15 protein-coding genes are annotated in these 12,652 nt (G+C 66.6%); 4 read left to right on the forward strand and 11 right to left on the reverse strand.

The genetic code is table 11. The features are described from left to right. Positions 1 to 279 precede the first annotated feature (279 nt). The gene (gene htpG / locus ABH900_RS19560) at positions 280 to 2,172 is read left to right on the forward strand and encodes a molecular chaperone HtpG (protein ID WP_429624852.1); all 1,893 of its coding nucleotides are present in this window, start codon (positions 280 to 282) and stop codon (positions 2,170 to 2,172) included. A 120-nt stretch (positions 2,173 to 2,292) separates the two neighbouring features. Here htpG and ABH900_RS19565 read toward each other — a convergent pair whose 3' ends face one another. Next, on the reverse strand, positions 2,293 to 2,592 hold the full coding sequence (locus ABH900_RS19565; protein WP_429624854.1) for a hypothetical protein: 300 nt from the start codon (positions 2,590 to 2,592) through the stop codon (positions 2,293 to 2,295). A gap of 129 nt (positions 2,593 to 2,721) precedes the next feature. On the opposite strand from ABH900_RS19565, the gene ftsY reads away from it, so the two are divergent. The 3 genes from ftsY (at position 2,722) to ABH900_RS19580 (ending at position 5,553) form a co-directional block, all read left to right on the forward strand. Next, complete coding sequence (gene ftsY, locus ABH900_RS19570; protein ID WP_429624856.1) at positions 2,722 to 4,050, forward strand: signal recognition particle-docking protein FtsY; 1,329 nt, start codon at positions 2,722 to 2,724, stop codon at positions 4,048 to 4,050. A 103-nt stretch (positions 4,051 to 4,153) separates the two neighbouring features. Continuing rightward, a complete protein-coding gene (mutY, locus tag ABH900_RS19575; protein ID WP_429624857.1) occupies positions 4,154 to 5,278 on the forward strand; it encodes an A/G-specific adenine glycosylase in 1,125 nt (374 codons plus the stop codon). Positions 5,279 to 5,283: 5 nt separating this feature from the next. Continuing rightward, entirely contained in the window at positions 5,284 to 5,553 is a 270-nt protein-coding gene (locus ABH900_RS19580) for an oxidative damage protection protein (RefSeq protein WP_295559009.1), read from the forward strand. A 73-nt stretch (positions 5,554 to 5,626) separates the two neighbouring features. Here the strand turns inward: ABH900_RS19580 and ABH900_RS19585 are convergent, their stop codons facing one another. The 10 genes from ABH900_RS19585 to ABH900_RS19630 form a co-directional block, all read right to left on the reverse strand. Then, on the reverse strand, positions 5,627 to 6,085 hold the full coding sequence (locus tag ABH900_RS19585; RefSeq protein ID WP_429624859.1) for a DUF6491 family protein: 459 nt from the start codon (positions 6,083 to 6,085) through the stop codon (positions 5,627 to 5,629). 187 nt (positions 6,086 to 6,272) lie between these two features. Continuing rightward, positions 6,273 to 6,986 (reverse strand): lipoprotein-releasing ABC transporter ATP-binding protein LolD, encoded by a 714-nt coding sequence (lolD, locus tag ABH900_RS19590; protein ID WP_429624861.1) that lies wholly within the window; start codon positions 6,984 to 6,986, stop codon positions 6,273 to 6,275. After that, a complete protein-coding gene (locus tag ABH900_RS19595; RefSeq protein WP_429624862.1) occupies positions 6,979 to 8,220 on the reverse strand; it encodes a lipoprotein-releasing ABC transporter permease subunit in 1,242 nt (413 codons plus the stop codon). The genes lolD and ABH900_RS19595 overlap by 8 nt, the downstream gene beginning before the upstream one ends. 23 nt (positions 8,221 to 8,243) lie before the next feature. After that, on the reverse strand, positions 8,244 to 8,693 hold the full coding sequence (locus ABH900_RS19600; RefSeq protein WP_429624864.1) for a hypothetical protein: 450 nt from the start codon (positions 8,691 to 8,693) through the stop codon (positions 8,244 to 8,246). Continuing rightward, entirely contained in the window at positions 8,644 to 8,892 is a 249-nt protein-coding gene (locus tag ABH900_RS19605) for a succinate dehydrogenase assembly factor 2 (protein WP_429624866.1), read from the reverse strand. Before ABH900_RS19605 ends, ABH900_RS19600 begins: the two co-directional genes overlap by 50 nt. Before the next feature lie 73 nt (positions 8,893 to 8,965). Then, positions 8,966 to 9,751 carry a succinate dehydrogenase iron-sulfur subunit gene (locus tag ABH900_RS19610; protein WP_005409079.1) on the reverse strand — a complete coding sequence of 262 codons (786 nt, stop codon included), beginning with the start codon at positions 9,749 to 9,751 and terminating at the stop codon, positions 8,966 to 8,968. A 66-nt stretch (positions 9,752 to 9,817) separates the two neighbouring features. Further along, on the reverse strand, positions 9,818 to 11,608 hold the full coding sequence (gene sdhA, locus ABH900_RS19615; protein WP_429624868.1) for a succinate dehydrogenase flavoprotein subunit: 1,791 nt from the start codon (positions 11,606 to 11,608) through the stop codon (positions 9,818 to 9,820). A 31-nt stretch (positions 11,609 to 11,639) separates the two neighbouring features. Beyond that, entirely contained in the window at positions 11,640 to 12,026 is a 387-nt protein-coding gene (gene sdhD / locus ABH900_RS19620; protein WP_429624870.1) for a succinate dehydrogenase, hydrophobic membrane anchor protein, read from the reverse strand. Then, on the reverse strand, positions 12,023 to 12,415 hold the full coding sequence (gene sdhC, locus ABH900_RS19625; protein WP_429624871.1) for a succinate dehydrogenase, cytochrome b556 subunit: 393 nt from the start codon (positions 12,413 to 12,415) through the stop codon (positions 12,023 to 12,025). Before sdhC ends, sdhD begins: the two co-directional genes overlap by 4 nt. A 56-nt stretch (positions 12,416 to 12,471) precedes the next feature. Then, on the reverse strand, positions 12,472 to 12,642 hold the full coding sequence (locus ABH900_RS19630; protein ID WP_005409075.1) for a DUF1674 domain-containing protein: 171 nt from the start codon (positions 12,640 to 12,642) through the stop codon (positions 12,472 to 12,474). Positions 12,643 to 12,652 lie beyond the last annotated feature (10 nt).

A 12,652-nucleotide genomic window follows, 5' to 3' on the forward strand; every position in this document is an offset into this window, starting at 1 on the left:
ACTTGGGGGGGGGGGTGGGGGTGCGCGGCCCCGTGGCCGCCTGGTCGGGCCCCCCCCCCCCCCCCGGGGGGGGTGCCGGGCCCCCCCCCCCCCCCCCCCCCGCTCCGCCATCCCACGGAATGCCCGCTGTTGCGGTTGCGGTTGCTGTTGCTGTTGCTTCGGCCTCTGCGGGTGCCGGGCGCAGCCCGGCCGACCAACCCCTTGATTTCGGGACAATCAGCCATACCCCTTGGCGAGGCCGCACGCGCTGGCGCGGCATTGCATATGGAGCCCTACCCGATGTCCGAGACGATCCAGACCGAAACCCTTGGCTTCCAGACCGAAGTCAAGCAGCTGCTGCAGCTGATGATCCACTCGCTGTACTCCAACAAGGAGATCTTCCTGCGTGAGCTGGTCTCCAATGCCGCCGATGCCGCAGACAAGCTGCGCTTCGAGGCCCTGACCCAGCCGGCCCTGCTGGAAGGCGACAGCGAGCTGCGCGTGCGCGTCAGCTTCGACCCCGCCGCCCATACCATCACCATCGAAGACAACGGCATCGGCATGAGTCGCGCCGAAGCGATTGCCCACCTGGGCACCATCGCCAAGTCCGGTACCGGCGACTTCCTGCGCCAGCTGTCCGGCGACCAGAAGAAGGACTCGCAGCTGATCGGCCAGTTCGGCGTCGGCTTCTACAGCGCCTTCATCGTCGCCGACGAAGTGGAAGTGACCTCGCGCCGCGCCGGCGTGGCCGCAGGCGAAGGCGTGCGTTGGAGTTCGCGTGGCGAGGGCGATTTCGACGTCGCCACGATCGACAAGGCCGAGCGCGGCACCCGCATCGTGCTGCACCTGAAGGATGGCGAGCACGACTTCGCTGACGGCTGGCGCCTGCGCAGCATCCTCAAGAAGTACTCCGACCATATCGGCCTGCCGATCCAGATGCCGAAGGAAGGTGGCGAAGAAGGTGCGGCCATCGAATGGGAGACCGTCAACCGCGCCAGCGCGCTGTGGACCCGCCCGCGCACCGAGATCAGCGACGCCGAGTACACCGAGTTCTACAAGCACGTGGCGCACGACCACAGTGACCCGCTGGCGTGGAGCCACAACAAGGTCGAGGGCAAGCTGGAGTACACCTCGCTGCTGTACGTGCCCGGCCGCGCACCTTTCGACCTGTATCACCGTGATGCGCCCAAGGGCCTGAAGCTGTATGTGCAGCGCGTGTTCGTGATGGACCAGGCCGAGCAATTCCTGCCGCTGTACCTGCGCTTCATCAAGGGCGTGGTCGATTCCAACGACCTGTCGCTGAACGTCTCGCGCGAGATCCTGCAATCCGGCCCGGTCATCGATTCGATGAAGGCCGCGCTGACCAAGCGTTCGCTGGACATGCTGGAGAAACTGTCCAACGACAAGCCCGAGCAGTACGCCACGTTCTGGAAGGAATTCGGCCAGGTGCTGAAGGAAGGCCCGGCCGAGGACTACAACAACCGCGAGAAGGTCGCCGGCCTGCTGCGCTTCGCCTCCACCCGCGGCGACGGCGATGCACAGACCGTATCGCTGGCCGACTACATCGGCCGCATGGCCGAGGGCCAGGACAAGATCTACTACCTGACCGGCGAGAGCTACAGCCAGGTGCGCAACAGCCCGCACCTGGAAGTGTTCCGCAAGAAGGGCGTGGAAGTGCTGCTGCTGACCGACCGCATCGACGAATGGCTGATGGGTTACCTGACCGACTTCGACGGCAAGGGCTTCGTCGACATCGCCCGTGGCGACCTCGACCTGGGCGCGCTGGAAAGCGAAGCCGACAAGCAGGAACAGGAAGCGGCGGCGAAGGACAAGCAGGGCCTGGTCGAACGCCTGAAGACGGTGCTCGGCGATGACGTGGCTGAGGTACGCGTGTCGCACCGCCTGACCGATTCGCCGGCGGTGCTGGCCATCGGCGAACAGGACCTCGGTCTGCAGATGCGCCAGATCCTGGAGGCCAGCGGTCAGAAGGTGCCGGACAGCAAGCCGGTACTGGAGATCAACCCGGGCCATCCGCTGATCGCCAAGCTCGATGCCGAAGCCGATGGCGCGCGCTTCGACGACCTCGGCCGGGTGCTGTTCGACCAGGCCGCGCTGGCCGCCGGTGACAGCCTGAAGGACCCGGGCGCCTACGTGGCGCGCCTGAACAAGCTGCTGCTGGAACTGTCGGCCTGATTGATGCGGTGGTCGCCGGGCATGGCCCGGCGCTACCCGGCGATGCTCTGGTAGAGGCCAACCTTGGTTGGCGCCCCCAAAGCGTGCCAACCAAGGTTGGCGCCTGCTGAGGCGGGCCGATCAGACCTCGCGATCCAGCAGCGAGCCCAGCATCTGGTCCTGGCGACGGATCACCGTGGCATTGGCAGCGAAGGCCACCACCTCGGCCTTCGCCGCCAGCAGGTCGCCCAGCGGTGCGGCCGGATCGGGATCGGTTGTGGTGACGGCGGTCTCCACTCCACCCTGCTCCGTAGCTCCGCGCTGCAGCTGGAGGCGCTGGGCATCAGGGGTCGCCAGGTCGGCCACGTTGTGCGCGGCCACCTGCACGCCCTGCTGGGCCGCACGCATGCCGCCGAGGGCGATTCCCATCACGTTGTTCATGGCGGTCTCCGGGCCGCACGGCGCAGCCCTCCGGACCGGTTAACGGCCGGCAGGCCGCGACCTTGAGTCCACATCGGCCCGACAGGCCCGAGTGGTAGCATATCCTTCTGATTTCAGCGCCTTTTGCCAATGCTCAGTTTTTTCCGCCGCAAGAAGCCCCAGGATGCCCCCGCAGCCGAGGCACCCAAGACCCAGCACTACTCGGCTGAAGAGCTGGCGGCGGCGTTCCCGTCCGCCGCGCCGGTCGAGGACAAGGAGCCTGCACCGGTAGTCGCGCCTGCGCCTGTCGAGCCGCCCCCGGCAGTGGTCGCCCCGGTCGCTGTTGAACCGGCTCCTGTTGAACCGGCTCCTGTGGTCCCGGCCCCAGTGATGCCGATCCCGAGCGCCGCGCAACCGATTCCGCAGATCGACATCGCCCCGGTCGCAGCCCCGGTCGCAGCCCCGGCCATCGAACCGGCACCCGCACCCCAGCCTGCGCACGCACCGGTCACCGACGATCTGCCTGCCACCGCCTCGGTCGACGCCGTTCCGGCTGCAGCCGGCAAGCCCGGCTGGCGCGAACGCCTGCGCAACAGCGTCATCGCCCGCAGCTTCGGCGGACTGTTCTCGCGCAATCCCAAGCTCGATGACGACCTGCTGGACGAGCTGGAGACCGCCCTGATCACCGCTGACGTCGGCGTCGGTGCCACCACCGATCTGGTGGAAGGCCTGCGCAAGCGCATGAAGTCACGCGAGTTCGCCGACGCCAACGCGCTGCTGGCGGCGCTGCGCGCGGACCTGATCGCGATCCTGCAGCCAGTAGCCAAGCCGCTGGTGATCGACCGCACTGCCAAGCCCTTCGTGGTGCTGACCGTCGGCGTCAACGGCGTCGGCAAGACCACCACCATCGGCAAGCTGGCCAAGCGCTTCAAGGACGACGGCCACAGCCTGATGCTGGCCGCCGGCGATACCTTCCGTGCCGCCGCCGTGGCCCAGCTGCAGGCCTGGGGTGAGCGCAATGGCGTGGCCGTGGTCGCCCAGGGCCAGAACGCCGATGCCGCCTCGGTAGCCTTCGACGCGCTGCAGGCCGGCAAGGCCCGTGGCACTTCGGTGCTGATCGCCGACACCGCCGGCCGCCTGCACACCCAGTCCGGCCTGATGAACGAGCTGGGCAAGATCCGTCGCGTGCTCGGCAAGATCGACCCCAGTGCACCGCATGAAGTGTTGATGGTGATCGATGGCACCACCGGCCAGAACGCGCTGTCGCAGCTGCGCCAGTTCAATGCCGCGGTGAATGTGACCGGCCTGGTGGTGACCAAGCTGGACGGCACCGCCAAGGGCGGCGTGGTGTTCGCGCTGGCCCGTGAGTTCGGCATTCCGATCCGCTTCGCCGGCATCGGCGAGCGCCCGGAAGACCTGCGCGTGTTCGATCCGGAAGCCTTCGTCGACGCCCTGCTGCCCGAAGCGCTGGGTGCCTGATACACCGTGCAGCCACCGCAATCTGGTGCAGCCCCCCATGGGGTGGCTCTACCAGGGCGAAGTAGAGCCACCCCATGGGTGGCTGCCCTCCTCCGGAATACCGATGCCCCGCCAGCCGCACGCCAGCGCCGACACCGCCCAGCAAGAAGGCTTCGTCGCCCGCCTGCTGCACTGGTTCGACGACCACGGCCGCCATGATCTGCCCTGGCAGCACCCACGCAGCCCATACCGGGTCTGGCTGTCGGAGATCATGCTGCAGCAGACCCAGGTGACCACGGTCATCCCGTATTTCCAGCGGTTCCTGCAGCACTTCCCGACCCTGCCCGATCTCGCCGCCGCCAGCAACGACGCGGTCATGGCACAGTGGGCCGGGCTGGGCTACTACGCCCGCGCCCGCAACCTGCATGCGGCCGCCAAGCGCTGCGTGGAATTGCATGGCGGTGAACTGCCGCGCGATTTCGATGCGCTGCACGCCCTGCCCGGCATCGGCCGCAGCACTGCCGGCGCGATCCTCAGCCAGGCCTGGAACGACCCGTTCGCGATCCTCGATGGCAACGTCAAGCGCGTGCTCAGCCGCTATCACGGCATCGAGGGCTTCCCCGGCCTGCCGGCCATCGAAAGGCAGCTGTGGACGATCGCCGAGGCGCACGTGGCGCAGGTGCCCGCCGGGCGCATGGCCGATTACACCCAGGCGCAGATGGACCTGGGCGCGACGGTGTGCAGTCGCGCCAAGCCGGCCTGCGTGATCTGCCCGCTGCAGGACGACTGCGTGGCCCGCCGTGAAGGCCGCACCGCTGAGCTACCCACGCCCAAGCCCAGCAAGACCCTGCCGGAGCGTGAAGCAGTTGCCCTGCTGCTGCGCGATGCCCAGCAGCGCGTGCTGCTGCAGAAACGACCGGACACCGGCATCTGGGCGCAGCTGTGGACCCTGCCGCAGGCCGAGGCCGGCAGTGAACTGCAGGACTGGTTCGACGCGCACGTCGAAGGGTCGCTGGAAGACGCCGAGGAACTGCCGGTGCTGCAGCACACCTTCAGCCACTACAAGCTGCATCTGCAGGTGCTGTCGCGGCAGGTGCACGGGCTGCGTGTGGAAGAACCCACGCTGCGCTGGGTAGCCAACGACGAGCTTCCCGCGCTGGGCCTGCCGGCCCCGATCCGCAAGCTGCTCGATGGCGCCACGATCAAGGCGCCGAAGCGCACCTCCAAGAAACCCCGCAACCACGAGTGAGTACCATGCCCCGAACCGTCTTCTGCCAGTACGAACAACGCGATGCCGAAGGCCTGGACTTCGTGCCCTACCCTGGCGAGCTGGGCCAGCGCATCTTCAACCACATCGGCAAGCAGGCCTGGGCGGCCTGGCTGGCGCACCAGACCATGCTGATCAACGAGAACCGCCTGTCGCCGCGCACGCCGGAACACCGCGCTTTCCTCGAGGGCGAACTGGTCAAGTTCCTGTTCGAGAAGGACGCGGAAAAGCCAGCTGGCTTTACCCCCGAAGCCTGACACGCAAAAAGGGGACGGAGGGGATTAAGTCGCTTATGCACAAACGACTTAATCCCCTCCGTCCCCTTTTTGATCATTTGGCCGGGGCGGTTTCCGCCTCGCGCTCCTGCACCTGCGCCTGGCGCAGCTCCTGCTCCGAGGTCCGCAGCGCCTTCACGTCCAGCTTGCGGATGCTGTTGATGAAGCACGGCATGCGCGGGCCGCCGGTCGGATCGCGCACCAGCACCTTGTCGAAGCGCGACGATACCCGGCCCATGCTGCTGGTCAGGCCGATGGCAGTGGCATAGGACAAGTCGGGACACGGGCCACTCAGTTCCAGCAGGTAGGCCTCGCTGGGGCGGGTCCAGACTGCCAGCGCGCTGTCACCCAGCTCGGTCCAGCCATTGAGGCTGCCGAAGAACTGCATGTCGTTCTGCGGCGCACCGGCATGGGCGCGGTACAGGTCCAGCCGCTCGGTACTGCTTAGCCGGCCGGTGGTCGCGCAGGCCACAAGGGCCAGGCAGAGTCCGGCCATCAGCAACGGGGTCTTCATGGCGATCTCCTCGGGGAACTGGAGGGGATCATGCGCCTGCCGACGTGCGGTCGGCGCGATGAACCGAACCCCCATTCAGCCGTTGGTCGGCGGCTTCCGTGGCCGACCAGGGTCGGCATCTACCAAGGCAGGTCCAGAACACCAGTTCCCGGTAGCCGCCAACCTCGGTTGGCGCCTGGCCGCCCGCTCAGACGTCGGCGTGGGCCAGGGCGTGCAGGCGCCCTTCGCGCAGCTCCAGCACGCGGTCCAGGCGGCGCGCCAGGCTGCGGTCATGGGTCACCAGCACCAGGCTGGTATGCCGGGCGCGGTTGAGCTCCAGCATCAGGTCGAACACGGTGCCGGCGGTGCGGTCATCCAGGTTGCCGGTGGGCTCGTCGCCGAGCACGCAGGCCGGGTGGTTGACCAGCGCACGCGCCACGGCCGCGCGCTGGCGCTCACCACCGGACAGCTCGCCCGGCTTGTGGTCCAGTCGATGGCCCAGGCCGACCGCTTCCAGCAACGCGGTGGCACGACTGTTCGCCTCGGCCACGGCGGTACCGGCCAGCAGCACCGGCATCATCACGTTTTCCAGCGCGGTGAATTCCGGCAGCAAGTGGTGGAATTGATAGACAAAGCCCAGCGCCTGGTTGCGCAGCAGGCCGCGCGCGGTGTCCGACAGTGCAGACATGCGCTGCCCGGTCACGTAGACCTCGCCCGCAGTCGGAGTATCCAGCCCACCCAGCAGGTGCAGCAGCGTGCTCTTGCCAGCGCCGGAGGCACCGATGATCGCCACCGTCTCGCCAGCGGTGACGGTCAGGCCCAGGCCATCGAACACCGGGGTCTGCATGCGTCCTTCGGCGTAGGTCTTGCCCAGCGCCTCGGCGCGGATCACTTCATCGCCCCGGTTGAAGACCTTATTCATAGCGCAGGGCCTCCGCCGGCTGGGTGCGTGCTGCCCGCCAGGCGGGATACAGGGTGGCAAGGAAGCTCATCAGCAGCGCGACCACCGTGATCGCCACCACATCACCGGTCTGCATGTCAGTCGGCAGGCCGGTGATGTAATACACGTCCTCCGGCATCAGCTTGACGTTGAAGACGCTCTCGATGGCGCCGAGGATGCGCTCCAGGTTGAGGGTCAGGGTGATGCCGCCGATCAGGCCGGCCAAGGTGCCGAAGATGCCGATCAGCGAACCCTGCACCATGAACACCTGCATCACTCCACCCGGGGTCAGGCCCAACGTGCGCAGGATCGCGATGTCGGCCTGCTTGTCGGTCACCAGCATCACCTGCGAGGACACCAGGTTGAACGCACCCATCGCGATGATCAGCGACAGCAGGATGCCCATCACCACCTTCTCCATGCGCAACGAGTGGTACAGGTTGGCGTTCTGCTGGGTCCAGTCGCTTACGCGGTAGGCGCCCCCCAGGGTCTGCGCCAGGTCCACGCCCACTTCCAGCGAACGGTCCATGTCGTGCAGTTTCAGGCGCACGCCGGTGGCGCCGTCACTGCGCAGCACCCGCTCAAGGTCCTGCATGTTGGCAAAGCCGACGCCACGGTCGACCTCGTTGTAGCCCGCCTCGAAGATGCCGCTGACGGTAAAGCGCTTCATCCGTGGCACCGCGCCCGCGGGCGTGCCCTGCACTTCGGCGAAGGTGACCAGCACCTGGTCACCGACGTCCACGCCCAGCCAGAGCGCCAGTTCCTTGCCCAGCAGGAGGTTGAAGCTGCCCGGCTTGAGGCTGTCGTAGCTGCCCTTGGTGACCTTCTGGTCGATCACCGATACCTTCGGCTCCAGCGCCGGGTCGATGCCCTGCACGATCGCGCCCTGCACGCGTGGGCCGCTGATCATCGACTGGATCTCGATGTACGGCGCGGCGCCGGCCACACGCGGGTCCTTGTTGGCCACGTCGACCACGCGCATCCAGTCCGGCATCGGTTCGCCGTCGCGGCTGATGGTCGTATGCGCGGTCATCTGCAGCAGGCGGCTGCGGATTTCCTTCTGGAAACCGCTCATCACTGCCAGGGTGGTGATCAGCACCGTGACGCCGAGCGCGATGCCCAGGATCGATGCCATCGAAATGAAGGAGATGAAGCCGTTGCGGCGCTTGGCGCGCAGGTAGCGCAGGCCAATGGCCACGGGAATGGGTTTGAACATGCAGGCACGCCGGTCAATTCAGCTTATGGTGCCATCGACCGGGGCCTACGGGAAACGCTGCGTGCGGCAACGGCCAGTCGCAGTTCACGTCGCTGGCCGGGATCGAGCACGTCGGGCCAGAACAGCAGGCGCCGACGGCGCCCGTCCTCACGCCACTGCAACAGCTGCCACGGCCCTCGCGCCACCAGACGAGGGGCGTCGATGTCCTGCCCCGCCACCTGCAGCGGCGCCGGTGGCGGCCGCAGGAGCACCGGCACGCGCGGCCGGCGCAGCCGCCAGACCAGCTCGGCCACGCCCACGGCCCAGGCCAACAGCACGACGGGCATCAACAGCTGCGGCGGCAGGTCCGAAGCGCGCAACAGCCAGGGCGCCGCCAGCAGCACCGCCAACTGCGCGCCAGCCTGCAGTCGGGACGGGCGCCACTCAAGGCTTGAGGGCGAGGATCTTCTGCATGAGAGGGATCGCGTTCGCATGCGGACAGGTCTCATAACCCATGAACCAGCGCCACAACTTATCGTCCTCGCAGTCGAGCAGGAACAGGAAAACCTCGCGCTCTTCGGTCGGGGCAGTGCTCCATTCGTGGTCGAGGTAGCGCCCGAACAGCTGGTCCAGCTCACGCATGCCACGCCGGCAACGCCAGCGCAGCTTCTTCAGCAGAACGTCTTCTTCCATTGTGTTTCTCCAGATACAGCAAAGCCACGCATGGCGTGGCTCTACTGGGGTCATGCAGCTACCCGACGCCGTATCAGGCGCGGCGTTCCATCATCAGCTTCTTGATCTCGGCGATCGCCAGCGCCGGGTTCAGGCCCTTCGGGCAGGTCCGCGCGCAGTTCATGATGGTGTGGCAACGGTACAGCTTGAACGGATCTTCCAGATCGTCCAGGCGCGCACCGGTGTCCTCATCGCGCGAGTCGATGATCCAGCGGTAGGCCTGCAGCAGGATCGCCGGGCCCAGGTAACGCTCGCCGTTCCACCAGTAGCTCGGGCAGCTGGTCGAACAGCAGGCGCACAGGATGCACTCATACAGGCCGTCGAGCTTCTTGCGGTCTTCCGGCGACTGCAGGCGCTCACGGTCCGGCGGTGCCGGGGTCTGGGTGCGGATCCACGGCTTGATCGAGGCGTACTGCGCATAGAAGTGGGTCAGATCCGGAACCAGATCCTTGACCACGTTCATGTGCGGCAGCGGGTAGATCGGCACTTCCTTCTTGCCGCAGTCCGAGATGGCTCGGGTGCAGGCCAGGGTATTGGTGCCGTCGATGTTCATCGCGCACGAACCACAGATACCTTCGCGGCACGAGCGGCGGAAGGTCAGGGTCGGGTCGATCTCGTTCTTGATCTTGATCAGGGCGTCCAGGACCATCGGGCCACAGGCGTCCAGATCGACTTCATAGGTATCGGTGCGCGGGTTGCTGTCGTCGTCCGGACTCCAGCGGTAGATCTTGAAGGTGCGCACGTTCTTGCCGCCGTTCTTGACGGGGAAGTGCTTGCCCTTCGTGATCTTGGAATTCTTGGGGAGTGAAAACTCGGCCATGGCTGCTCTCGTTGGCTCAGGCGGCCCGCGCCCGTGGGCGCGGATTGCATGGTAGGCGGGGTCGGATCAGTACACGCGCGGCTTCGGCGGCACTACGGACACGTCGTCGGTCAACGTGTACATGTGCACCGGACGGTAGTCGAAGCTGCACTTGCCCTTCTCGTCGACGCTGACCAGGGTGTGCTTCTGCCAGTTGACGTCGTCGCGGTCCGGATAGTCCTCATGCGCATGCGCGCCGCGGCTTTCCTTGCGCTGTTCGGCCGAATTGATCGTCGCCACCGCATTGAGCAGCAGGTTGTTCAGCTCGTAGGTCTCGATCAGGTCCGAGTTCCAGACCAGCGAACGGTCGGAGACCTTCACGTCCTGGAACGAGTCAAAGATCGTGTCCATCTTCTCGCAGCCTTCCTTCAGTGTCTGGCTGGTGCGGAAGACCGCCGCGTCAGCCTGCATGGTGCGCTGCATGCGATCGCGGATGACCGAGGTCGGGGTATCGCCGTTGGCGTGGCGCAGCTTGTCCAGCAGGCCCAGCGCCTTGTCGCAGGCATCGGCCGCCAGCGGCTTGTGCGCCGCGCCCGGCTTGATGGTCTCGGCGCAGCGGTTGGCCACCGCACGACCGAACACCACCAGGTCCAGCAGCGAGTTCGAGCCCAGGCGGTTGGCGCCGTGCACGGACACACAGGCCGCTTCGCCGATGGCGTACAGGCCCGGCACGACCGCGTTGTCGTTGTCGCCGACCCGCTGCACCACTTCACCGTGGTAGTTGGTCGGGATGCCGCCCATGTTGTAGTGCACGGTCGGGATGACCGGGATCGGCTGCTTGTGCACGTCGACGCCGGCGAAGATGCGGGCGCTCTCGGCGATGCCCGGCAGCTTGTCGTCGATCACGCCCGGGCCCAGGTGGGTCAGGTCGAGCAGGATGTGGTCCTTGTGCTCGCCGACGCCGCGGCCTTCGCGGATCTCGATGGTCATCGAACGGCTGACCACGTCGCGCGAGGCCAGATCCTTGTAATGCGGTGCGTAGCGCTCCATGAAGCGCTCGCCGCTGCTGTTGCGCAGGATGCCGCCTTCACCGCGGACACCCTCGGTGATCAGGCAGCCGGCGCCGTAGATGCCGGTCGGGTGGAACTGCACGAACTCCATGTCCTGCATGGCAAGGCCGGCACGCATGGCCAGGCCGCCACCGTCGCCGGTGCAGGTGTGCGCCGAGGTGGCGCTGAAGTAGGCGCGGCCGTAGCCGCCGGTGGCCAGCACCACGCCCTGGGCGCGGAACAGGTGCAGGGTGCCGTCGGACATGTCCAGCGCCAGCACGCCACGGCAGGCGCCTTCCTCGTCGAAGATCAGGTCGAGCGCGAAGTACTCGATCATGAAGCGTGCATCGTGCTTCAGCGACTGCTGGTACAGGGTGTGCAGCATCGCGTGACCGGTACGGTCGGCCGCCGCGCAGGTACGCTGCGCCGCCGGGCCTTCGCCGTACTTGGTGGTCATGCCACCGAACGGGCGCTGGTAGATCTTGCCCTCGGCGGTACGCGAGAACGGCACGCCGTAGTGCTCGAGCTCGATGATGGCCGGGATGGCCTCACGGCACATGTATTCGATGGCGTCCTGGTCACCCAGCCAGTCCGACCCCTTGATGGTGTCGAAGAAGTGGTAGCGCCAGTCGTCTTCGCCCATGTTGGCGAGTGCGGCCGAGATACCGCCCTGGGCGGCAACGGTGTGCGAACGGGTCGGGAAGACCTTGGTCAGGCACACGGTCTGCAGGCCCTTGGCGGCCAGGCCGAACGTGGCGCGCAGGCCGGCACCGCCGGCGCCGACCACGACCATGTCGTACTTGTGTTCGGTGATCTTGTAAGCGGACATCTAATCTGGATTCCTGTGTAGGTGCCTGGGCTCAGGCAACGCCGAGGGCGATGCGGCCCACCGCAAACACACTGACGATCATGCCGAGCACGGCGACGAACTTCACCGCGGTCTGCAGCACCAGGGCCAGCAGCGATTCGTGGATGTAGTCTTCCAGCACGACCTGCAGGCCGAGCTGGGCGTGCCAGAACATGGCGATCAGCAGGCCGATCAGCGGCACGGCATTCCACGGTTTGGCGATGGCGGCCGTGGCGGTCGCGTAATCCGAGCCCAGCAGGCCCAGCACGAACACCAGGAACCAGATGCCCAGCACCACCAGGGCGGCGGCCGTCAGGCGCTGGTGCACGAAGTGCTCAGTGCCGGTCTTGGCCGAGCCGAGACCGCGCACGCCCTTCAGCGGGGTACGGAACTTGCTCACGCGGCACCTCCGAACAGCACGTAGGCCCACACGGCCAGAGTGATCACCAGGCTGCCGATGACCGACATCCAGCTGCTGCGGATGAAGGTGGCGATACGGAAGCCGATGGCGAAGTCCTGCACGATGTGGCGGATGCCATTGCACAGGTGGTAGGCGAACGACCATGTCCACGCGAACAGGAACACGCGGCCATACCAGGCCCCGGCATGGCCGGTGAAGCAGTTCCAGGACTCGGGCCCCATCATCAGGGCCAACAGGCCTCCGGCGATGATGAGGGCACCAACAGACAGAAAGACGCCAGTGGCTCGATGCAGGATCGAGGTGGCCATCTGAATCTGCCAGCGATACACCTGAAGGTGCGGGGAAAGTGGGCGTTGTCTGGTCGCCATTCGCTGGGCTCGTTGTCTCGGCTGGGCGGCACGCGGCCGCGTTGGCTCAATGCTGATCAGAAATCGATGCAGCGTCCGTTTTTCTCCCAATCGCCGTACCGCACCGGATCTAGTCCGCCGCGGCCGCCGAATTCCTCTGCTTTTTCCTGTTCCACGGGCACGGGTGCCGCGGGGACCAGCGGGGCTTCAGATTCGTCGTCGGGAGTGGGGGTTGTTTGGCCTATCATGTTCGGTCTC

This window comes from Stenotrophomonas sp. AN71 (assembly GCF_050435725.1).
GTDB lineage: Bacteria > Pseudomonadota > Gammaproteobacteria > Xanthomonadales > Xanthomonadaceae > Stenotrophomonas.